This is a genomic window from Burkholderia sp. 3C, assembly GCF_054589155.1.
In genome coordinates this window covers 68665-89869 of the sequence record NZ_BAAILN010000134.1, presented here as the reverse complement: position 1 = coordinate 89869, position 21205 = coordinate 68665, and the positions used below count along the sequence as shown (strand labels likewise).

General features: G+C 69.6%; 18 protein-coding genes. 8 read left to right on the top strand and 10 right to left on the bottom strand.

Annotated elements, in window-relative coordinates:
* From ACYP33_RS27380 to cobC, 3 genes are all read left to right on the top strand, one after another.
* The coding region (locus ACYP33_RS27380; RefSeq protein ID WP_459624613.1) for a nicotinate-nucleotide--dimethylbenzimidazole phosphoribosyltransferase at positions 1-721 on the top strand (721 nt) is incomplete at its 5' end.
* 13 nt (positions 722-734) lie between these two features.
* Positions 735-1493: an adenosylcobinamide-GDP ribazoletransferase gene (locus ACYP33_RS27375; RefSeq protein ID WP_459624612.1), complete on the top strand. Its 759-nt coding sequence runs from the start codon at positions 735-737 to the stop codon at positions 1491-1493.
* Complete coding sequence (gene cobC / locus ACYP33_RS27370) at positions 1478-2086, top strand: alpha-ribazole phosphatase family protein (RefSeq protein WP_459624611.1); 609 nt, start codon at positions 1478-1480, stop codon at positions 2084-2086. The genes ACYP33_RS27375 and cobC overlap by 16 nt, the downstream gene beginning before the upstream one ends.
* A 21-nt stretch (positions 2087-2107) precedes the next feature.
* Here the strand turns inward: cobC and ACYP33_RS27365 are convergent, their stop codons facing one another.
* From ACYP33_RS27365 to cobU, 4 genes are all read right to left on the bottom strand, one after another.
* The gene (locus ACYP33_RS27365; RefSeq protein WP_459624610.1) at positions 2108-3025 is read right to left on the bottom strand and encodes a cobalamin-binding protein; all 918 of its coding nucleotides are present in this window, start codon (positions 3023-3025) and stop codon (positions 2108-2110) included.
* A gap of 3 nt (positions 3026-3028) precedes the next feature.
* Positions 3029-4072 carry a threonine-phosphate decarboxylase CobD gene (gene cobD / locus ACYP33_RS27360; protein ID WP_459624609.1) on the bottom strand — a complete coding sequence of 348 codons (1044 nt, stop codon included), beginning with the start codon at positions 4070-4072 and terminating at the stop codon, positions 3029-3031.
* Positions 4073-4174: 102 nt separating this feature from the next.
* Positions 4175-5119, bottom strand: a complete 945-nt coding sequence (gene cbiB / locus ACYP33_RS27355; protein WP_459624608.1) for an adenosylcobinamide-phosphate synthase CbiB — start codon at positions 5117-5119, stop codon at positions 4175-4177.
* Positions 5113-5670: a bifunctional adenosylcobinamide kinase/adenosylcobinamide-phosphate guanylyltransferase gene (gene cobU, locus ACYP33_RS27350; RefSeq protein WP_459624607.1), complete on the bottom strand. Its 558-nt coding sequence runs from the start codon at positions 5668-5670 to the stop codon at positions 5113-5115. The genes cbiB and cobU overlap by 7 nt, the downstream gene beginning before the upstream one ends.
* A 63-nt stretch (positions 5671-5733) precedes the next feature.
* Here cobU and ACYP33_RS27345 point away from each other — a divergent pair, with 63 nt between their 5' ends.
* The 3 genes from ACYP33_RS27345 (at position 5734) to ACYP33_RS27335 (ending at position 8649) form a co-directional block, all read left to right on the top strand.
* Positions 5734-7245, top strand: a complete 1512-nt coding sequence (locus tag ACYP33_RS27345; RefSeq protein ID WP_459624605.1) for a cobyric acid synthase — start codon at positions 5734-5736, stop codon at positions 7243-7245.
* A gap of 119 nt (positions 7246-7364) precedes the next feature.
* Positions 7365-7796 carry a DoxX family protein gene (locus tag ACYP33_RS27340; RefSeq protein ID WP_414451204.1) on the top strand — a complete coding sequence of 144 codons (432 nt, stop codon included), beginning with the start codon at positions 7365-7367 and terminating at the stop codon, positions 7794-7796.
* A 211-nt stretch (positions 7797-8007) separates the two neighbouring features.
* Entirely contained in the window at positions 8008-8649 is a 642-nt protein-coding gene (locus ACYP33_RS27335) for a ParA family protein (RefSeq protein WP_414442824.1), read from the top strand.
* 114 nt (positions 8650-8763) lie between these two features.
* Here the strand turns inward: ACYP33_RS27335 and panD are convergent, their stop codons facing one another.
* The 4 genes from panD to ACYP33_RS27315 form a co-directional block, all read right to left on the bottom strand.
* A complete protein-coding gene (panD, locus tag ACYP33_RS27330) occupies positions 8764-9150 on the bottom strand; it encodes an aspartate 1-decarboxylase (protein WP_459624604.1) in 387 nt (128 codons plus the stop codon).
* Positions 9151-9195: 45 nt separating this feature from the next.
* A complete protein-coding gene (gene panC / locus ACYP33_RS27325) occupies positions 9196-10035 on the bottom strand; it encodes a pantoate--beta-alanine ligase (protein WP_414442822.1) in 840 nt (279 codons plus the stop codon).
* 318 nt (positions 10036-10353) lie between these two features.
* Positions 10354-11220 (bottom strand): segregation and condensation protein A, encoded by an 867-nt coding sequence (locus ACYP33_RS27320; protein WP_414442821.1) that lies wholly within the window; start codon positions 11218-11220, stop codon positions 10354-10356.
* A gap of 4 nt (positions 11221-11224) precedes the next feature.
* On the bottom strand, positions 11225-11413 hold the full coding sequence (locus ACYP33_RS27315) for a DUF3460 family protein (RefSeq protein WP_414442820.1): 189 nt from the start codon (positions 11411-11413) through the stop codon (positions 11225-11227).
* Positions 11414-11790: 377 nt separating this feature from the next.
* Between ACYP33_RS27315 and ACYP33_RS27310 the strand changes: the two genes are divergently transcribed.
* Positions 11791-13473 carry an autotransporter assembly complex protein TamA gene (locus ACYP33_RS27310; RefSeq protein WP_414451901.1) on the top strand — a complete coding sequence of 561 codons (1683 nt, stop codon included), beginning with the start codon at positions 11791-11793 and terminating at the stop codon, positions 13471-13473.
* A gap of 22 nt (positions 13474-13495) precedes the next feature.
* Positions 13496-17782 (top strand): translocation/assembly module TamB domain-containing protein, encoded by a 4287-nt coding sequence (locus ACYP33_RS27305; RefSeq protein ID WP_459624603.1) that lies wholly within the window; start codon positions 13496-13498, stop codon positions 17780-17782.
* Positions 17783-17866: 84 nt separating this feature from the next.
* Here the strand turns inward: ACYP33_RS27305 and metG are convergent, their stop codons facing one another.
* Together metG and ACYP33_RS27295 are read right to left on the bottom strand one after the other, a co-directional pair.
* On the bottom strand, positions 17867-20017 hold the full coding sequence (gene metG, locus ACYP33_RS27300) for a methionine--tRNA ligase (protein ID WP_459624602.1): 2151 nt from the start codon (positions 20015-20017) through the stop codon (positions 17867-17869).
* A 458-nt stretch (positions 20018-20475) separates the two neighbouring features.
* Positions 20476-21126 carry an OmpA family protein gene (locus tag ACYP33_RS27295; protein ID WP_414451208.1) on the bottom strand — a complete coding sequence of 217 codons (651 nt, stop codon included), beginning with the start codon at positions 21124-21126 and terminating at the stop codon, positions 20476-20478.
* Positions 21127-21205: the final 79 nt, after the last annotated feature.

Genomic DNA, 21205 nt, shown 5'->3' with positions numbered 1-21205 from the left:
CGCGGGCGTGGCCACGCCGCTGCCGGCTTCGCCGGCGCTGGTGTCGGTGCCGGTCGCGCCGGGCACGCGCAACTTCGCGCAGGAGCCGGCGATGAGCACGGCGCAACTGCATGCCGCGCTGGCGGCGGGCGCGGCGCGCGTGGCGCACCACGCGGCGCTCGGCACCAACGTGATCGCGTTCGGCGAGATGGGCATCGCCAATACTTCGGCGGCCGCCTGCCTGATGAGCCGCCTGGTCGGCGTGCCGCTGGCCGACTGCGTGGGTCGCGGCACCGGCCTCGACGATCGCGGGCTGGCCCACAAGCGCGCGGTGCTCGAAAAGGCGCTCGCGCGCGACGCCGGGGCGATTGCGCCGCTCGACGTGCTGGCCGCGTTCGGCGGCTTCGAGATCGCGATGATGACGGGCGCGTTCCTGGCCGCCGCGCAGGCGCGCATGACGATCGTGGTGGACGGCTTCATCGCCAGCTCGGCGCTGCTGGTGGCGGTGGCGCTCGAACCGGCCGTGCGCGACTACTGCGTGTTCTCGCATGTGTCGGACGAGAACGGCCATCGCCGCATGCTGGCGCATTTCGGCGCCGAGCCGCTGCTCGCGCTCGACCTGCGGCTCGGCGAGGGCACCGGCGCGGCGCTGGCCTTGCCGCTGCTGCGCGCGGCCACCGCGTTCGTCAACGAGATGGCGAGCTTCGACGCGGCCGGCGTCGACAATCGCGACGACGCCTGAGGCGAGACGCACGATGCGCGCATCCGCCGAACTTCGCTATTTCTTCGTTGCGCTCGGCTATTTCACGCGCGTGCCGGTCCCGAAGCGGATCGGTTATGCATCCGGCGACCTCGATCATGCGGCGCGCTATTTCCCGCTGATCGGCGTGTGCATCGGTGCGCTGGCCGCGCTCGTCTACGGGCTGGCGGTGCGGGTCTGGCCGCCGGGCGTGGCGGTGCTGCTGTCGATGGCGGCCACGCTGATCGCGACCGGGGCGTTTCACGAGGATGGCCTGGCCGACAGTTGCGACGGCTTCGGCGGCGGCTACACGCGCGAGGACGTGCTGCGGATCATGCACGATTCGCGGATCGGCACGTTCGGCGCGGTGGCGCTGGTGGTGTCGCTCGCGCTGAAGTGGCAGGCGCTCGCGGCGCTGCCGCCGTGGCGGGCGGCCTGGGTCTTGCTGGCCGCGCACGCGGCGAGCCGCGTCGCCGCGGTCAGCCTGCTGGTGTCGCTCGATTACGTGCGCGGCGAGGGCAAGGCCAAGCCGGTCGCGCAGCGCATGTCGGCGCGCGCGTTCGCGTTCGCGGCGGCGTGCGGGCTGCCCTGGCTGTTCTGGCCGGACTGGCGGCTCGGGCTGCTGACGCTCGGCGTGCTGGTGCTGTTGCGCGCGGCCGTCGCCCGTTATCTGCTGCGGCGGCTCGGCGGTTATACCGGCGATTGCCTCGGCTTCGCGCAGCAACTGGCCGAACTCGCGATCACCCTGACGGTGCTCGGATGGATGTCGTCCTGATCCGCCATCCGGCGCCGGCCGTCGAGGCGGGCCTCTGCTACGGCGCGTCGGATGTGCCGCTGGCCGGCGATGCCGCAAGCGAGGCGCGCGCGATCGTCGCGCGGCTCGATGCGCGGCTCGATGCGCGCGGGTTGGCGTGGCCCGGCGTGATCGGCAGCAGCCCGCTCGTGCGTTGCGCATCGGTGGCGCGGGCGATGGGCGCGGCGTTGCAATGCGAGGTGCGCGTCGATGCGCGCCTGCGCGAGATCGATTTCGGTGCGTGGGAAATGCGCAGTTGGGACGCGATCGGCGGCGACGCGCTCGATCGTTGGCAGTCCGATTTGATGGGCGCGCGCGAACATGGCGGCGAGAGCGCGACGCAGTTGATGGCGCGGGTGGCGCCGCTCGGCGCGGAGTGGCTCGAAGGCGCGGCGCAGGGCAGCGCCGTGTGCGTCACGCATGCGGGCGTGATGCGTGCGCTGGCCGCGCAATGGCTCGGCGTGCCGCTCGCGAGTTTGCTCGCGCGCCGCATCGCCTATGGCGGATGTCTGTGGTTCACGCACGATGCCGCGCACGGCTGGCAACTGCGCTGGTGGGACGACACCGTTGCGTAACGATGGCGTCGGTGCTCGACGTCAACGCCGGCGCGAGCGCGCCACATCCAGATCGCGGCACACCTGCTCCGCACCGAGCGCGAGCCGTGGTGTCGGCCGCGTCAACCAATCCCCATCGATCGCGAACAGGTTGCCGCGTGCGACCGCCGTCAGTTGCGGCCAGCGTCGCCAGCGATCGAGGCTCGGCAGCGCGGCGTCGCCGACAGTCGCGCCCTGCGCCGTCGCCACGATCGCTTCGGGGTTGGCGGCCAGCACGGCTTCGTCGTCGACGGTCGGCGCGACCGGCTTCAGCGCCGCGAACACGTTGCGGCCGCCGCATACAGTCAAGACATCGCTGACGATCTGCGTGCCGTTCAGCGTGGTCAGCGGGCGATCCCAGATCTGCAGGAACACGTCGACGGGTGGTTTCGACGCGTAACGCTCACGCAGCGCGGCGATCCGCTGCCGATACGCGGCGGCCGCCGCGTCCGCCGTGTCGCGCGTGCCGAGCAGGCGGCCAAGCTTGTCGAGCGAGACGGCCACGTCGTCGAGCCGCTTCGGTTCGCTGACGTAGACGGGGATGCCGAGCGCTTCGAGCTGCGCCGTCTGGCGATCGGCGTTGCCGTGGCGCCAGACCACGATCAGGTCGGGCTTCAGCGCGACGATCCGTTCGAGATCGAGCGAGCGGTTGTCGCCGACGCGCGGCAGCGCGCGGGCCGCCTCGGGATAGTCGCTGTACGACACCGCGCCGACCATCGCCGGGCCGCCGCCGGCCGCGTAGAGCAACTCGGTGGCGTGCGGCGCGACGCTGATCACGCGCTGGGCCGGCGCGGCGAGCGTGACGGTGCGGCCGGCGTCGTCGGTCACGGCGATGCCGGCCGAAGTCGATGCGCAAGCCCATGTGGAAGCGGACGCCGCCCACAGCGCGACGGCGAGTGCGGCAACGTGAATGCGCGCCATCGTTCAGGATTCCGATGCAGCGGCGTGCGCCGAATAGCCGGAGAGTGCGGCTTCGAGCCGTTGCCATTCGTCCGGCCTGCCGGGCAGGCCGATCCGGATGCTCGGTGCGTGCGCGAAGAAGCGCGTCCAGATGCCTTGCGCGGCCAGCGCCTCGTGCAGCGCGAGCGCACGCGCGTCGTCGGTCCAGCAGAACAGCGGCGTGGCCTGTACCGCGAAGCCGTGCGCGGCCAGCAGCGCGGCAAGCCGCGCGCCGTCGGCGGCCAGGCGGGTGCGTGCCGCCTCTTGCCATGCGGTGTCGGCCAGCGCGGCCATGGCCGCATGCTGGGCCGGGCCGCTGACGGTCCACGCGCCGAGCGCGCCGCGCAATTGCGCGAGCCGCGCCGGCTCGGCCAGCACGAAGCCGACGCGTACGCCGGCCAGCCCGAAGAACTTGCCGACCGAGCGCAGCACGAACAACCCCGCCAGGTGCGTGTCGGCGGTGAGCGTGGCCGGTTCGTGCGCGCTGGCCGTATCGGCGAACGCTTCGTCGACGATCAAGGCGCCGCCGCGCGCGGCCAGTTGCGCGTGCCAGTCGAGCAACTGCGCGCGCTCGATGCGTTCGGCCGTCGGGTTGTTCGGATTGCCGACGATCACGTAGCGCAGCGCATCGGGCAGGCGCGCGGCGCCGATCGAGAAGCGCTCGACGGCGTGGCCGTGTCGCACGAAGGCCGGCGCGTATTCGCTGTAGGCCAGCGCCGCGACGCCGGCCGTGCCCGGCTCGAACAGCGCGGGCAGCGCGCGGATCGCGGCCTGGCTGCCGGCCACCGGCAGCACGTGCGCCGCGTCGGGCGCGCCGTAATGGCGGGCGGCCAGCGCGGCGAGTGGTGCATCGTCGCCCGGCAGTTGCCGCCACGCGGCGGCCGGTACTGGGGGCACCGGGTAGCCGATCGGATTGATGCCGGTGGAGAGGTCGAGCCAGTGCTCGAGCGCGATGCTATAGCGGCGCGCGGCGTCGTGCGGGTTGCCGCCATGCGTGATGGCGGGCGGGATCGGCGGGGAATCGGTCATGACACGGGACGAAGAGGGCGACGCGGGAGGCAGCGAGGAAAGGCGCGAGGAAGGACGCGACGCAGGCGACCAGGAGCGAGGCCGCGCGTGGCGGCCCGGGCCTCAGCCATGATGGGTGGCGACCGCGATCGCCGCGCAGGCGAGCAGCAGCGCGAGCCAGAGGACGACGGTGCGCATCACCAGCGATAACGCCGCGCGCACGTGTCCGGGCGCGGCCGGCTCGCCCGAGCCGAGCGTCGGGCGCGATTCGAGTTCGCCGTGATAGACGGCCGGCCCGCCGAGCAGCACGTTGAGGCTGCCCGCGCCCGCGGCCATCACCGGGCCGGCGTTCGGGCTGTCCCAGTGGCGCGCCTGGGTGCGCCAGCAGCGCCACGCGTTGACGGTGTCGCCGAGCAGCGCGTAGCTCGCGGCCGTCAGCCGGGCCGGCACCCAGTTCAGCGCGTCGTCGATGCGCGCGGCGGCCCAGCCGAAGCGCAGCAGGCGCGGCGTGCGATAGCCCCACATCGCATCGAGCGTGTTGGCGAGCCGGAACATCAGCGCACCCGGGCCGCCGACCAACGCGAACCAGAACAGCGCGCCGAAGATCGCGTCGTTGCCGTTTTCCAGCGCCGATTCGACGGCCGCGCGCGACAGCGCCGAGGCGTCGGCGTCGCGTGTGTCCCGCGAGACGATGCGGCCGGTCAGCGTGCGCGCCGCGTCGAGATCGCCGCGCGCGAGCGCCACGCCGATCGGCGCGATGTGTTCGGTCAGGCTGCGCGCACCGAGCGCGAACCACAGCAGCGCGACGTGCACGGCCGCCGCGAACGGCCAGGGCAGCAGGGCGATCAGCAGCAGCGCGGCCAGCACCGGCGGCAGCACGGCGAGGCACCAGGCCGCGACGCCGAACGGGCGGCCGAGCCGGCCTTGATTGAGCCGCGCCTCGATCGCCTGCGCCAGCTTGCCGAACGCGACGAGCGGATGCGCGCGGCGCGGCTCGCCGAACCGCCAGTCCACCAGAAACGCGGCGACGGCGAGGATCGCGACCGCCGGCAACGAGAGCATCAGCATCGCGGCTCCGTGCCCTTGATGGCCATCGGCAGGCCCGCCACCACCAGCGTCACGCGCGTGGCGAGCGCGGCGATGCGCTGGTTCAGGCGGCCCAGTTCGTCGACGTAGCGGCGCGTTTCGGCGCCGAGCGGCACCACGCCGAGCCCGATCTCGTTGCTGACCACGATCACGCGTGCGCGCGAGGCGAGCAGCGCGGCTTCGAGCGCGCCGATGCGGGCCTGCAGCGTGGCGTCGTCCACGCCCATGCAGTCGGCCGGGCACAGCAGGTTGGCGAGCCACAGCGTCAGGCAGTCGATCAGCACGCAGCCGTGCGGATCGTCGAGCGCGGCGACCGCCTCGGCCAGCGTGTCGGGCGCCTCGACCAGCGCCCAGGCTGCGGGCCGGCGCGCGCGATGATGGGCGATGCGGGTGTCGAATTCGGCGTCGCCGACCGTGCGCGCGGTCGCGACGTAGGTGACGGCGCGGCCGCTGTCGGCCGCGAGCCGCTCGGCGTGGGCGCTCTTGCCGGAGCGCGCGCCGCCGAGGACGAAGGTGAGGTCATGCGAAGTCATCGCGTGATTGTAACGGCGCGGGCGATAATGCGGCCTTCGCTTTCCGCCTGGCCGCCCCGCACCATGACCGCTCCCGACCGCCCGCTTCCCCCGTTTCCGCGCGGCGCGCTGATGATCCAGGGCACCACCTCCGATGCCGGCAAGAGCACGCTGGTGGCCGGGCTGTGCCGGCTGGTGCGGCGTGCGGGCGGGCGCGTCGCGCCGTTCAAGCCGCAGAACATGGCGCTCAACAGCGCGGTGACGGTGGACGGCGGCGAGATCGGCCGCGCGCAGGCGCTGCAGGCGCTGGCCGCCGGCATTCCCGCGCATACCGACCTGAACCCGGTGCTGCTCAAGCCCACCAGCGATCGCGGCTCGCAGGTCATCATTCACGGCCATGCGCGCGCCAATCTCGACGCGCGGGCCTATCACGCCTACAAGCCGGTGGCCTTCCAGGCGGTGCTCGAATCGTTCGGGCGCCTGCGCGGCGGCTACGACGCGGTGATCGTCGAAGGCGCGGGCAGCCCGGCCGAGATCAACCTGCGCGAGGGCGACATCGCCAACATGGGGTTCGCCGAGCGCGTCGATTGCCCGGTGGTGCTGGTGGCCGACATCGATCGCGGCGGCGTGTTCGCGCATCTGCTCGGCACGCTCGCGTGCCTGTCCGACAGCGAGCGCGCGCGCGTGCGCGGCTTCGTCATCAACCGCTTTCGCGGCGATCCGGCCTTGCTGAAGCCCGGCCTCGACTGGCTGGAGGCGCAGACGGGCAAGCCGGTGCTCGGCGTGGTGCCGTATCTGCACGGGCTCGCGCTCGACGCCGAGGACATGCTGCCGAGCCTCGCGCGCACCGAGGCCTCCGATCGCGCGGCCGGGGTGCTGCGGGTGGTGGTGCCGGCCGTGCCGCGCATCAGCAACCACACCGATTACGACGCGTTGCGCGCCCATCCGCGCGTCGATTTCAGCTACTGGAAGAGCGGCCCGATTCCGGCCGCCGACCTGGTGATCCTGCCCGGCTCCAAGAGCGTGCAGCGCGATCTGGCATGGCTGCGCGCGAACGGCTGGGATACCGCGCTGAAGCGGCACCTGCGCTACGGCGGCAAGGTGATCGGCATTTGCGGCGGGATGCAGATGCTCGGGCGCGGCATCGACGATCCGCACGGCGTCGAGGGCGAGCCGGGCCGGGTCGAAGGCCTCGGGCTGCTCGATTTCGAGACCGAACTGCTGGCGCGCAAGACGCTCGTGAACGTCACCGGCCACCTGGCCGACGGCGGCGCGAACGTGGCCGGCTACGAGATCCACATGGGCGAGACGCGCGGTCCGGCGCTCGATGCGCCGGCGCTGCTGCTCGACGAAGCGCACGGCGAGCACGGCGTGCGCGGCGACGGCGCGCGCTCGGCCGATGGCCAGATCCTTGCCACCTACGTGCACGGCCTGTTCGATGCGCCGGCCGCCTGCGCCGCGCTGCTCGACTGGGCCGGGCTCGATGGCGCCGAGGCGGTGGACTGGGCCGCGCTGCGCGAGGCGTCGATCGAGCGGCTGGCCGATACGCTCGGCGCGCACCTCGATCTCGATCGCGTGTTCGGCGCATTTGCTTGAGGCTGGCGTGGCGGTTCGATTGATTCCTGTTGGGAAGTAATTTAAGTCTGATTGGCGATTTTTCGGTTGTCATGGTTCGAATACAGTTCGCTCCATCCCATCCGAAACAGGAGTTCGCCATGCATCCCAACCGATCCGCCGACCTTGGCGCCACGCTGCTGCGCGTGGTGCTCGGCATCTGGTATCTCGCCCACGTCGCCCAGAAGGTGTTCGTGTTCACGCTGCCGGGCACCGCGCAGTTCTTCGTCTCGCTCGGCCTGCCGGGCTGGCTGGCGTACCTGACGACGGCCGTCGAATTGCTCGGCGGGCTCGCGCTGCTGACCGGTATTCAGGTTCGGATCGCCGCGATCGTGCTGCTGCCGTTCATGCTCGGCGCCGTGCACGCGCATTTCCCGAACGGCTTCGGCTTCGCGTCGCCGAACGGCGGCTGGGAATACCCGGCGTTCTGGGCGGCCGCGCTGGCGGTGCAGGCGCTGCTCGGTGCGGGCGCCTATGCGCTCGGCGGCAAGCGGGCCGGAGCGAACCCGGCCGCGGCGCGGCACGCGGCCTGAGCGGGCGGGGCCGGCGCGGAGGGCCTGGGGCTCACGCGTCGGCACCCGCTTTGCCGGCTGGGCCGATCCGCGCGCCGGCCTACGCCTCGTCCGATCGGCAAAACGCCTCGCGCCATCGCGGTGCAGGGCGTTTTGCCGATATCATCGCTCCCTGTATCCGCAACTTTTCGCGGCGCCCCCACCGGCGCCGCGTGGCATTCCGGGGGTGTACATGACGGTGATCGTGGTGGCAAATCCGAAGGGCGGCGTCGGCAAGAGCACGCTGTCCACCAATCTGGCGGGCTTTTTCGCGGCCCAGGGCGCCTGGGTGGCGCTGGCCGATCTCGATCGCCAGCAATCCTCGCACGGCTGGCTCGGCCTGCGGCCGGCCACGCTGCCGGCGATCGAGGCCTGGGCGCTGGATCCTTCCTCGCCGGCCAAGCCGCCGCGCGGCCTCGAATACGCCGTGATCGACACGCCGGCCGGTCTGCACGGCAACCGGCTCGACGTCGCGCTCGATCTGGCCGACAAGGTGATCGTGCCGCTCCAGCCGTCGATGTTCGATATTCTCGCGACCCAGCAATTTCTCGAACGCCTGGCCACCGAAAAGGCCGTGCGCAAGGGGCATGTGCAGGTCGGCATCGTCGGCATGCGCGTCGATGCGCGCACGCGCTCGGCCGAGCAGCTCCAGCGCTTTGTCGAGGGCCTGAAGCTGCCGGTGCTCGGCTACGTGCGCGACACGCAGAACTACGTCCAGCTCGCCGCGCATGGCCTGACGCTGTGGGATGTCGCCCGGAGCCGCGTCGAAAAGGATCTCGAACAGTGGCAGCCGATCGTCGAGTGGGCGCAGGCGAAACCGGCCAAGGGCGACTGAGCCGGGCCGGCTTGCCGGCCGCCGCGTGTTCCGCGCCACAAAGCAAAAAACCCGCCGTCCGCGAGGACGACGGGTTTTTTCTTGGCGGGTCGGCCGGCCGAATACCGCGCCGGTTCAGGTCCAGGTCTGGGTCGGGACGTGATCGCGGCTGTCCTTGATCTTGTTGGCCTCGTCGACGAATACCAGGTCCGGCTTCCAGCCGGCCTTCAGGTCGGCCTCGTCCACCACCGCGAACGCGGCGATGATCACCAGGTCGCCGAGCTGCGCGCGCCGCGCGGCCGAACCGTTCAGCGAGATCATGCCGCTGCCGCGCTCGCCCTTGATCGCATAGGTCGAGAAGCGCTCGCCGTTGTTGATGTTCCAGATGTCGATCCGTTCGTTTTCGACGATGTTCGACGCTTCGAGCAAATCTTCGTCGATCGCGCACGAGCCTTCGTAGTGCAGCTCGCAGTGCGTGACCGTGGCGCGGTGGATCTTCGATTTCAGCATGTGACGCTGCATGGCGTGTCCTGATGCGGGTTGGGCAGAAACGGCGGCCGTCGGCCGTCAGATTTCGAGGTTGTCGATGAGGCGCGTGGCGCCCAGCTTGGCGGCGGCCAGCACCACCAGCGGTTCGCCGGCTTCGAGCTGTTCGGCGCTGGGCGCGACCAGGTTGGCGCGGCGGCGCACCGAGATGTAGTCGGGCTGCCAGCCGCGCGCGGCCAGCGCCTCGCGGGCGGCCGTCTCGACCCGGGCGATATCGCGTGCGCCGCCCAGCATCGCATCGCGCACCTGGTGCAGCGCCCGCGCCAGCTCGGGCGCCTCGGCGCGCTCGGCGGCCGACAGGAAGCGGTTGCGCGAGGACATCGCGAGGCCGTCCTCGTCGCGCACCGTTTCGGCGGCCACGATGTCCACCGGCAGCGCGAGCTGATGGCACATGCGGCGCACGATCATCAGTTGCTGGTAATCCTTCTTGCCGAACACGGCCACCTTCGGCTGCACGCAGGCCATCAGCTTGGTGACGACGGTGCACACGCCGGTGAAGAATCCGGGGCGGAACTCGCCCTCCAGAATGCCGCCGAGGTCGTCGGGCGGCTGCACGCGGTATTCCTGCGGCTCCGGATACAGATCGCGCTCGGTCGGCGCGAACACCACGTAGACGCCTTCGTTCTGCAGCTTGTCGATGTCGTCCTGGAGCGTGCGCGGGTATTTGTCGAAATCCTCGTTCGGGCCGAATTGCAGCCGGTTCACGAAGATGCTCGCGACCACCGGGTCGCCGTGCTGGCGCGCGAGCCGCATCAGCGACAGGTGGCCCTCGTGCAGGTTGCCCATGGTCGGCACGAAGGCCGTCCGGTTCTGGCCGCGCAACTGGTCGCGCAACTCCTGGATCGTGCTGATGACTTTCATGATCGGTAAGGCGGTTCCTCGCGCGAGTGGCGCGTTGCCGCCGCGCGGGGCGCGGCGTCGTGATCGAACGGTTCGCCCGCGACCGGGCGGGGTGGCGAGCGTCGGCGATTGTAGAGGATTTGCCGTTGCGACGCATCGATAAACGCACGATCGTTCGCTTTTTATTCTGTTATTTGCCGAGGAATGGGCCGATCGGCGCGGCGTTTCGCGGCCGGGCAACGGGGGCTGGCGCGGGATCGAACGAGGCAGGGGCGAGGCCGCCGGGCACGTCGGCCGCCCCGGAAACCGGGCCGGCCGCACCGCGCGGGACGGCGGGGTTCAGGCGGGCAGGTACGCGAGCCGCACGTAGATCGGCGCGAACGGTTCGGGCTGGGTGATTTCGATGAGCGATTCGCGCGCGAGTTCGAGCATGGCGATGAAGTTGACCACCACCACGCGCACGCCGCGCGAGGTGTCGAACAATTCGGCGAACTCCATGAAGCGCACGTTCTGCAACTGGCGCAGGATCAGGCTCATGTGCTCGCGCACCGACAGCTCCTCGCGCGAGATCTTGTGATGTTGAACCAGCTTGGCGCGCTTGAGCACGTCGGCCCAGGCGGCGCGCAGGTCGTCCGAATCGACGTCGGGGAAGCGCGGCGTGATGCTCTGCTCGATATAGACATCGGCGCGCAGGAAATCGCGGCCGAGCTGCGGCAATTGGTCGAGGCGCTGCGAGGCCAGCTTCATCTGCTCGTATTCGAGCAGGCGGCGCACCAGCTCGGCCCGCGGGTCCTCGGCTTCGTCGCCGGTGTCGGCCTTCTTGACCGGCAGCAGCATGCGCGACTTGATCTCGATGAGCATCGCGGCCATCAGCAGGTATTCGGCCGCCAGTTCGAGATTCGACTCGCGGATCTGATCCACGTAGCCCAGATACTGCGCGGTGACCTCGGCCATCGGGATGTCGAGGACGTTGAAGTTCTGCTTGCGGATCAGGTACAGCAGCAGGTCGAGCGGGCCTTCGAAGGTTTCGAGGAACACCTCGAGCGCATCGGGCGGGATGTAGAGATCCTGCGGCAGCTTGAAGAGCGGCTCGCCGTACAGGCGTGCGAAGGCCGCGATGCCGTCGACCGTGTCGGGCGTCGTATCGACGCCGGCGCGCGCGGCGAGTGCGTCTTCCGGCCGGGCGGCCTCGTCGGCGGCGCTCACGGGATCAGAAGTTCTGGTAGTAGACGTAGGACGTTTGCTTGACGCGCGAGGTTTGCTGGGCCGAACGTTCGTCGAGGTCGATCGGCTGCTTGTCCCACAGCAGCGCGCGGCCCTTGCGCTGTTCGTCTTCGAGCGCCGGCTTCTGTTGCTTGAGCTGGTTCAGAAATTGCGTGACGTCGGACTGATACGACATGGTGGATTCCGTTCTGGACAGGCCAGCCGCGCGTTCGCGGGCCGCCCGAGGTGGGGATGGCGGGATTTTACCGCATCGCGGGAACAGCCGGCGCCAATCCGCGTCGAATGCGCAGCTTGCCCGAACGTCAGGACTTTTGAACATCTTTCAAGCTTTGCCCACGGAAGCGCGATGGCGCTGTGGTCAAATGTGGGCTTTTATCCGATCTATCCTCGAGGGGGCGGTATTTGACAGGGCTGGCCATTCCACCAGACGAGCGTCGCGCCGGGTGCGCGGCCGCATGCGCTCGCACGGCCTTGCGGCCGTCCCCTTCGTTGCTGTCGCTGCCGCGCCTGGCCAGGCTCACGCTCGGCGGCTGCCTGGCCGCCGCGTTCGCGATGCCGGCCTGGGCCAAGTTCGAGGTGAACATCGACGCGCCGCGCTCGGTGCGCAGCCTGCTCAAGCAGCATCTCGACCTGTCGCGCTTCGCCAAGCGCGACGATATCTCCGACGATCAGTTCGAGTTTCTGATTACCGCCACGCCGCAACAGGTGCGCGACCTGACGGCCACGGCGGGCTATTTCTCGCCGGTGGTGTCGACCGACGTGCGCACGCGCGACGGCAAGCGCTCGGTAACGATCAAGGTCGATCCGGGGCCGCAAACCGACGTGTCGGGCGTCGATCTGCAATTCCACGGCCCGGTGGGCACCGAAGATCCGAAACAGGAGACGGCCGCGCGGCTGGCGTTCTCGCTGCACGAGGGCGAACCGTTCACGCAATCGGGCTGGGACGACGCGAAGAACGCGGCGCTGCGGCAATTGCAAGCGCGCCGCTATCTCGGCGCGAAGATCCTCGCCTCGCAGGCGCGCATCGATCCGCGCACGCGCACGGCGAAGCTGTCGGTCACGTACGACAGCGGCCCGACCTTCACGATCGGCAAGCTCGACGTGTCGGGCGTGCGCCGCTACCCGGGGCAGATCATCGACAACGTCGATCCGCTCGGGGTGGGCGAGATCTACGACGTGCAGCGCATCAACGAACTGCAGCGGCAATTGCAGAACACGCCGTATTACGCGAGCGTGGCGATCGATGTCGGTGACGACACGTCGAAGCCGGACCAGACGCCGGTGCACGTGAAGGTCAGCGAGTATCCGTACAACAGCGTGCGCGGCGGCGTGGGTTACGCCACCGACACCGGGCCGCACGTGCAGGGTTCGTACACCTATCTCGACACGTTCGGCCGCGCCTGGCCGCTGCAGATCTCGGGGCGCATCGACCAGATCCAGCAATACGGCCAGGTGCAGCTGTCGATGCCGCCGAGCCCGCACGCGTGGACCAACAGCGTGCTGGCGTCGTACACCAACACCAACGTGTCGGATGTGCGGATCTACAGTGGGCGGCTCGGCGTGCAGCGCACCAAGACCAGCCAGAACATCGATTACACGTACTCGATCATGTATTACCAGGACCGGCTCGACCAGAACGCTGCCGGCCCGACCACCAGCCGCGCGCTGGTGCCGCAATGGTCGTGGACGCGCCGCAACGTCGACGATCCGCTGTTCCCGCGCTCGGGCAACCTGATCCACGCCGAGGCCGGCTTCGCGATCAAGGGCGTGGCGACCGACCAGACCTTCATCCGCGGCTATGCACGCGGCCAGCAATACCTGCCGGTCGGCAAGCGCGATCTGGTGCTGTTCCGCGCGGAGCTGGGCGGCGTGTTCACCAGTGGCGGGTCGGCCGGCGTGCCGGCCTCGCTGCTGTTCCGCGCGGGCGGCTCGAACTCGGTGCGCGGCTACGGCTATCAGAGCATCGGCAACAACGTCGACGGCTCGGTGCTGCCGACCAAGTACCTGATGACCGCCACCGCCGAATACCAGCACTGGTTCAACCACGATTGGGGCATGGCCACCTTCTACGATCTCGGCACCGCGACCGACGATTGGGGCGACAAGGTGTTCTATCAGGGCGTGGGCGTCGGCGCGCGCTGGCGCAGCCCCGTGGGGCCGGTCAACGTCGACCTGGCCTACGGCATCCGCAACCGCAGCGTGCGTCCGTACCTGACGCTCGGCATTGCATTCTGACCAGGGTTTTCCGGATTCCAGCATGACGAAGGACGATTCCACCGTACCGCCGGCCGGCGCCACGCCGGGCGGCCCGCCACCGGGCGAGCCGCCGCAGCCGCCGTCGACCGAGCCGCCTGCATCGAACCGGCGCCGGGGCCGGCTCGGCCGCGCGCTGGCCTGGACGGCCGGCGTGCTGGTGCTGCTCGTGGTGTTGCTGGTGGGAGCGCTGGCCGCCGCCGTGCTGACCGAGCGCGGCACGCGGCTGGCCTGGAACACGGCGGTCTCGGTGCTGGGCGGCCGGCTGGCCGGCACGCTCGAAGGCGGCTCGCTCGCGCACGGCGTGCGGATCGACCGGCTGGCCTGGCTGTCGCCGGGCGGCACGGGCACCGACGTGCGGATCGACCGGGTGGAGGCGCGCTGGGCGCTGACGCGCGCGCCGCTGCGCTTCACGCTCGATTACCTGCGGGCCGGCACGATCGACGTGAGCGTGGTGCCGTCGCCGCCGAGCACCACGCCGACCGTGCTGCCGCAGAACCTGAACCTGCCGCTGCAGCTGGTGCTGCGCGAGGTGCGTTTCGATACGCTGCGCATCCACCAGGCCGGTTCCACGACCGAGCTGTCGCATTTCCTGCTGCACGGCGACAGCGATGGCCGTCACCATACGCTGGCGGTCGAGCGGCTCGACACGCCGTTCGGCGCGGTGAGCGCGAACGCGCGGCTCGACGGCCAGCGGCCGTTCGCGATCGAAGGTGCGGCCACGTACTCGGGCAAGGTGTCGAAGGAGCAGGTCGATGCGCATGCCACGCTGTCCGGCTCGCTGGAGGCGCTCGGCGTCGATCTCGACGCATCGGGGATGAAGCTGGCCGGGCGCGCGCATCTCGAGGCCGCGCCGTTCGGCGCGGTGCCGCTCACGCGCGCCACGCTGGCGTTCGATCACGTGAACCCGCGTGTGCTGGTGCCGACCGCGCCCGAGGCCGATCTGAGCATCCATGCCGATCTCGCCCCGGCGGGCGAGGCGGCGGACGCGAACGACAGCGTGTCGGCGAAGGCGCTGGCGGCGATCATGGCGTCGGAGGCTTCCGGGGCTTCCGCAGCCTCGGCAGGTGCGTCCGCAACTGTGGCGGGCAGCGCTGCGTCGGCTGGGAAGGTACAAGTCCAATCACAAGCGGCGGCCAAGCCTGCTTCCGGCGCCAGCGGGCCTCAAGCCGCGGCCACCGCGAACTCGCACGCGCTCGTGGTGGTCGGCAAGCTCGCCATCGTCAACGCGAAGCCGGGCACGCTGGCCGAAGGCAAGCTGCCGCTGGTCGACATCCACGCGAACCTCCACCTCGACGCCCACGCCCAACGCATCGACGATTTCGCGCTGCGCCTGCTGCGCAACGGCAGCGTGACGGGCGGCGGCGCGCTGGCTTCGCCACGCGGCCGCTTCGACCTGAACGTCGCCGACCTCGATCCGACGCTGTTCTCCACCGCCGTGCGGCCGATGCGGCTCGGCGGCCCGGTCGCCGTGACGCTCGACAACGGCTCGCAGCGCGCCACCGTCGATCTCAAGGACCCGAAGCTCGCGCTCGGCCTGAGCGCCGACGTCACGACCGACGCCAACGCCACCACGATCAAGCGCGCGCGCGTGTCGGCCGGCAAGGGCCGTGTCGATCTGAGCGGCGTGCTCAAGCACGACAAGACGTCGAGCTACGACCTCAAGGCCGCGCTCGTCGATTTCAACCCGCTGGCGTTCTCGACGCTGACGCCGGCTGCCAAAAGCGCCCCGGTCGCCAAGGGCGGCAAGCCGGCGGTGAAGGCCGCGGCAAAGCCCGTCGGCCGCCCGGTCGATGCGCGCGTGAACGGCACGTTGACCGCCACCGGCGCGCTCGCGCCGGCGCTGTCGAGCAAGCTTCAGTTCAAGCTCGGCGAGAGCGTCTACGACGGCGTGCCGATGACCGGGCAGGGCACCTTGCAGGTGGCCGGCATGCGCCTGCTGCCGAGCACGGCCGACCTGTCGGTGGCGGGCAATCGCGTCTCGCTGAACGGCAGCTTCGGCGCACCCGGCGACCGGCTGCGCTTCGCGATCGACGCGCCGCAACTCGACCGCCTGGGCTTCGGCCTGCAAGGGCTGGTGTCGGCGCACGGCGAACTGACCGGCAGCATCGCGCACCCGAACCTCGCCGCCGACTACCGCGCCACCGGCGTGGTGATCGGCAGCAACCGGATCGGCTCGGCGCAGGGCAGCGCCGAGATTCGCGATGGCGCGAACGGCGCGCTGGCGTTCAGCGTCGATGCGAACGACCTGGCGCTCGGCTCGCTCGACCTGAAATCGGTCAAGGCCAAGCTCGACGGCACGCGCGCGAAACACACGCTCGACGCCACCGCGCTCGGCAGCGCCGACGGCCGCGTCATCAACCTGCACGTGGCGGCGGCCGGCGGCCTGATCGAGGCGGGCGGCGCGAGCCGCTGGGACGGCACCGTCTCGCAGCTCGTCAACCGCGGCACGCCGGCGGTATCGCTCGACGCACCGCTCACCGTGTCGGCCGGCGCGGGCCGCGTGGTGCTCGGCGCCAGCAAGCTGACGATCGAGGGCGCGGTGCTCGACCTGCGCAGCTTCGTGCTCGATCACGGCGCGCTGCGCACGGCCGGCACGCTGACCAACCTGTCGATCGCGCGCGCGTTGCAGGTGCGCGAATTCCTGACCGGCGAGCGCGCGCCCGTGCGCACCGATCTCGTGCTCGACGGCGACTGGGACCTGTCGCTCGCCAATACGGCCAGCGGGCATGTGCAGATTCGCCGCCGCTCGGGCGACGTGACGATCGAGGCCGGGCGCGGCATCGCCTCGCTCGGCATCACCGACCTGAACGCGCGCGCCGAATTCGGCGCGGGCAATCGCCTGAACGCCACGCTGCACGCGAAGGCAAGCCGGATCGGCACCGCCGACGCCACGCTCGGCATCCCGTTCGCGATGAACGACGGCACCATCGGCGTGGCCGAGAACGGGCCGCTGTCGGGCAACATCGCCGTCGACGTGCCCGCGTTGCGCACCACCGGCGGCCTGCTCGGGCCGAGCTACCTGTTCGATGGCCGTGCCGCGCTGAAGCTGACGGTGGCCGGCACGCCGGCCAAGCCCGATCTGTCGGGCGACCTGACCGGCGACAAGCTGTCGGTCACGGTGGTCGATCAGGGCGTGCAGTTGAAGGACGGCATCATCCGCGTCAAGCTGACCGACAATCTCGTCGAGTTCCAGCAGGTGGAATTCCACGGCGCCGACGGCACGCTGCGCGCGCTCGGCCAGGTGCGGCTCGACGGCAACGCGCCCGACCTGAAGGCCAGCATCGTGGCCGACAAGCTCGAACTGTTCGCCTCGCCCGACCGCAAGCTGTCGCTGTCGGGCAGCGCCAGCATCAAGAACGACGGCCCGCGCGGCCAGCTCGCGATCGACGGCAAGTTCGCCGTTGACCAGGCGCTGTTCGACCTGCCCGAATCGTCGGCGCCGTCGCTGTCCGACGACGTCGTGATCGTGCGGCCCGACGGCACCGTGCCGGGCGAATCGAAGAACGCGGCCGGCCTGCCGAAGTCGGTTGCCGACAAGCCCGCGCCCGCGCTTGGCCCGCGCGCCAACATCGACATCGACCTCGGCGACCGCTTCCGGTTCAAGGGGCACGGCGCCGATCTCGGCCTGCGCGGCACCATCACCGTGATGAGCGCGCCGGGCAATCCGCTGCGCGCGGTCGGCAACGTGCGCGTGACCGAAGGCTCGACCTACTCGACGTTCGGCCGCAAGCTGTCGATCGAAAATGGCTTCTTCACGTTCAACGGGCCGATCTCGAATCCCGGCATCAACATCCTCGCGATGCGCCGCAACCAGGAGGTGGAAGCCGGCGTGCAGGTGACCGGCACCGTGCAGGCGCCCACCGCGAAGCTGGTATCCGAGCCGAACGTGACCGACAACGAGAAGCTGTCGTGGCTGCTGTTCGGCCATGGCACCGACACCGGCAACAACCTCGGCCAGCAGAACACCATGACCACCGCGCTCGCGCTGTTGGGCAGCGCGAGCGGCAAGCGCATCGCGCAGACGGTGGGGCTCGACGAGTTCACGGTGGGCCGCAGCGACGTGGGCCTGACCGATCCGCAGGTGGTGCAGATCTCGAAGGCGATCAACGAGCGCTTCGTGCTCGGCTACGAGCAGGGGCTGCAGTCGGCCAGCAACGCGTTCAAGGCGACGCTGAACCTGTCGCGGTTCTGGGCCGTGTCGGCGTACGGCGGGACGTTCCAGGGCGTGGATCTGAACTACACGCGGCGGTTCGACAAGTGGTGGTGGGCGCGGGGGCGCAGGCAATAAAAAAACCCGCTCGGGGACGAGCGGGTTTTTTGCAGGGCCGGCGCGACGGGGTGGTCCCGGGGCGCGCGGCCGTGGCGCCGGGCGTCAGCTCACGCGCATGCCCGGCTTCGCGCCGCTGTGCGGCTCGAGAATATACAGGCCCGGTTCCGCGTTCTCGTCCTTCGACGAAGCCGCCAGCACCATCCCTTCCGACATGCCGAACTTCATCTTGCGCGGCGCGAGGTTCGCGACCATCACCGTCAGCTTGCCGACCAGATCCTCCGGCTTGTAGGCCGACTTGATGCCCGAGAACACGTTGCGGGTTTTTTCCTCGCCGACGTCGAGCGTAAGCTGCAGCAGCTTGTCCGAGCCTTCCACGGCCTGACACGCGACGATCTTCGCGATGCGCAGGTCGATCTTCGTGAAATCGTCGATCGAGATGATGCCGTCGCCGGCCGGCGCGGCGGCTTCCTTGGCGGGCTTCTTCTTCGCGTCCTTGCCGTCCTTGGCGGTGGCCGTGGCGGCCGCGCCGGCTTCGCCCGCCGGGGCGAGCGAGCTGCGGTTGGCGGCCAGCAGCGCCTCGATCTGCTTCGGATCGACGCGGGTGGTCAGGTGCTGATACGCATTGACCGGCTGCGTGGACGACAGCGGCGTGGCCGCATCGGCCCAGGTCAGCGGCGCGATGCCGAGGAAGCGTTCGACCGATTCCACCAGCTTCGGCAGCACCGGCTTCAGCGCGAGCGACAGCAGGCGGAACGATTCGAGGCTCACGCTGCAGGTTTCATGCAGCGCCACGGCGTTGGCCGGGTCCTTGGCCTGCTCCCACGGCTTGGCGGTATCCACGTAGACGTTCACCGCGTCGGCCAGCTCCATCGTCTGGCGCAGCGCGCGGCCGTATTCGCGCGCTTCGTAGTGCGCGGCGATCTGCGGGATCGCGTCGCGCAGCGAGGCGATCAGCGGGTGGTTCATCGCGCTGTCCTGCACGCGGCCGCCGAAGCGCTTGAACAGGAAGTTCGCCGCCCGGCTCGCGATGTTCACGTACTTGCCGACCAGGTCGCTGTTCACGCGCGCCTGGAAATCGTCGAGGTTCAGGTCGATGTCTTCCATCGTCGCGTTCAGCTTCGCGGCGAAGTAGTAGCGCAGCCATTCCGGGTTCAGGCCGGTGTCGATCACGCTCTTGGCCGTGATGAAGGTGCCGCGCGACTTCGACATCTTCGCGCCGTCGACGGTCAGGAAGCCGTGCGCGAACACGTTGGTCGGCGTGCGATGGCCCGAGAACTCGAGCATCGCCGGCCAGAACAGCGTGTGGAAGTAGAGGATGTCCTTGCCGATGAAGTGATACTGCTCGGCGTTCGAACCGGGGCGCGTCCACGCGTCGAAATCGAGGCCGAGCTTGTCGGCCAGGTTCTTGAAGCTCGCGTAGTAGCCCACCGGCGCATCGAGCCAGACGTAGAAATACTTGCCCGGCGCGCCGGGGATCTCGAAGCCGAAGTAGGGCGCGTCGCGCGAGATGTCCCAGTCGGCGAGCTTGGCTTCGCCGTCGTCGCCGAGCCATTCGCGCATCTTGTTGGTGGCTTCGGGCTGGGCGAGGCCGCCCACCCAGCCGCGCAGAAACGATTCGCAGCGCGGGTCGGACAGCTTGAAGAAGTGGTGCGTGGAAGTCTTGCGGATCGGCTTGGCGCCCGACACCACCGAGTACGGATTCAGCAGGTCGGTCGGCAGGTAGGTCGAGCCGCACACTTCGCAGTTGTCGCCGTATTGGTCCTTGGCATGGCACTTCGGGCACTCGCCCTTGATGAAGCGGTCCGGCAGGAACATTTCCTTGACCGGATCGTAGGCCTGCTCGATGTCGCGCTCGGCGATCAGCCCGGCCTGCTTCAGCGCCAGGTAGATGTTCTCGCTGAGGACGCGGTTTTCCTCGGAATCGGTCGAATAGAAATTGTCGAACGACACGCCGAAGCTGTCGAAATCGCGCTTGTGCTCGCCCCAGACGCGCTCGATCAGCTGCCTCGGCGTCAGGCCTTCCTGTTCGGCGCGCAGCATGACCGGCGTGCCGTGCGTGTCGTCGGCGCCGATGTAATAGATCTCGTGACCGTGCATTCGCATCGTCCGCACCCAGATGTCCGTCTGGATGTACTCCACCAGATGGCCGATGTGGATTTGCCCGTTGGCGTAGGGCAGGGCGGACGTGACGAGGATCTGGCGGCGGCTCGCGGGAGCGCCGGCCGGCACGGTATTGAGATCGGATGCGGACATAGGGTCGTCAGGAAAGCCGCGGCGAGCGCGGCATGGTACGGGGGGAAACGCGTTGGAACCTGCGATTCTAGCAGGCACGACACAATCGATCGTGGCGCGGGTGGCCCGAACGGTGCCGCCGCCATCGTGTCGTGGATTTTTCGCCGGATTCGGTGCGATTCAAACCGAAATCGGTTGAATTCGTGCATCGCGCGGACATCGCCGCAACAGTCTTTCGAATGGCTTTCCGTATGCGCGCGACGCGGAAATTGTTGCAGGGCAGCAGCCGAATTTCAGGCAAAAAAAACCGGGGCGACTGGTGCCCCGGAGCAACAACGACAAGAGGAGAATGGTGACGCATCTGCAATGCAACAGACGCGTACCGTAAGGAAAGACCAAGGCAAAATCAATAAGTTCGAAATTTCTTCGAATCTGCGCCGATTAGCCCAAAGTCCTTGCCCGGTGTGCCTCGCGTGTCGTTACTGTTGCGGTTGCTGCGGCGCGCGCAGGTAGATTTCGACGCGGCGGTTCTGGGCGCGGCCGGCTTCGGTGGCGTTGTCGGCCACCGGGTTCGAGGCACCCATGCCCTGGGCCGACAGGCGGCCACCGTTGACGCCGCGTTGCACCATCGCCGTCACGACGCTTTGCGCGCGGTTCTGCGACAGCGTCTGGTTATGCGCGGCCGAGCCGGTGCTGTCGGTGTAGCCCACCACCGCCGCGGTGATCTGCGGGTTCTGGTTCAGCGAGGAGGACAGATCGTTGAGCAGCGGCGCGAAGGCCGGCGTGATCGCATATTGATCGGTTGCGAACGTCACCGAGCTCGGCACGTTCAGCTTCAGCGAGCCGTCCGGCTGTTCCGTCACTTGCGTGCCGGTGCGTTGCGCCGACGGGGCGATGCGGTTCTTGATCGCCTGCCAGTTGTAGCCGGTCACGCCGCCTGCCAGCGCGCCGATGCCGGCGCCGATCGCCGCGCCCTTGCCGCCGCCCGCCAGCGCGCCGATGCCGGCGCCGAGCGCGGCGCCGGCACCGGTGCCGACCGCGGTGTTGTTGCCCTGCGGGGAGGCGCAACCGGCGAGCAGCGCGCCGGCAAGAGCGAAGACGGACAAGCGCGTCGCGATTTTGGTATTCATGTCGAGTTCCTCTCTGAATTGAACGAGTCGGTCACTACGCGGTGCGACGCCTCGGTAACGAGACGCCGCCGGCAGGCTG

Bases quoted from the DNA above. Each gene is read 5' to 3' on its own strand.
- ACYP33_RS27375 (WP_459624612.1), top strand. From the start codon at position 735: ATGCGCGCATCCGCCGAACTTCGCTATTTCTTCGTTGCGCTCGGCTAT.
- cobC (WP_459624611.1), top strand. From the start codon at position 1,478: ATGGATGTCGTCCTGATCCGCCATCCGGCGCCGGCCGTCGAGGCGGGC.
- ACYP33_RS27365 (WP_459624610.1), bottom strand. From the start codon at position 3,025: ATGGCGCGCATTCACGTTGCCGCACTCGCCGTCGCGCTGTGGGCGGCG.
- cobD (WP_459624609.1), bottom strand. From the start codon at position 4,072: ATGACCGATTCCCCGCCGATCCCGCCCGCCATCACGCATGGCGGCAAC.
- cbiB (WP_459624608.1), bottom strand. From the start codon at position 5,119: ATGCTGATGCTCTCGTTGCCGGCGGTCGCGATCCTCGCCGTCGCCGCG.
- cobU (WP_459624607.1), bottom strand. From the start codon at position 5,670: ATGACTTCGCATGACCTCACCTTCGTCCTCGGCGGCGCGCGCTCCGGC.
- ACYP33_RS27345 (WP_459624605.1), top strand. From the start codon at position 5,734: ATGACCGCTCCCGACCGCCCGCTTCCCCCGTTTCCGCGCGGCGCGCTG.
- ACYP33_RS27340 (WP_414451204.1), top strand. From the start codon at position 7,365: ATGCATCCCAACCGATCCGCCGACCTTGGCGCCACGCTGCTGCGCGTG.
- ACYP33_RS27335 (WP_414442824.1), top strand. From the start codon at position 8,008: ATGACGGTGATCGTGGTGGCAAATCCGAAGGGCGGCGTCGGCAAGAGC.
- panD (WP_459624604.1), bottom strand. From the start codon at position 9,150: ATGCAGCGTCACATGCTGAAATCGAAGATCCACCGCGCCACGGTCACG.
- panC (WP_414442822.1), bottom strand. From the start codon at position 10,035: ATGAAAGTCATCAGCACGATCCAGGAGTTGCGCGACCAGTTGCGCGGC.
- ACYP33_RS27315 (WP_414442820.1), bottom strand. From the start codon at position 11,413: ATGTCGTATCAGTCCGACGTCACGCAATTTCTGAACCAGCTCAAGCAA.
- ACYP33_RS27310 (WP_414451901.1), top strand. From the start codon at position 11,791: ATGCCGGCCTGGGCCAAGTTCGAGGTGAACATCGACGCGCCGCGCTCG.
- ACYP33_RS27305 (WP_459624603.1), top strand. From the start codon at position 13,496: ATGACGAAGGACGATTCCACCGTACCGCCGGCCGGCGCCACGCCGGGC.
- metG (WP_459624602.1), bottom strand. From the start codon at position 20,017: ATGTCCGCATCCGATCTCAATACCGTGCCGGCCGGCGCTCCCGCGAGC.
- ACYP33_RS27295 (WP_414451208.1), bottom strand. From the start codon at position 21,126: ATGAATACCAAAATCGCGACGCGCTTGTCCGTCTTCGCTCTTGCCGGC.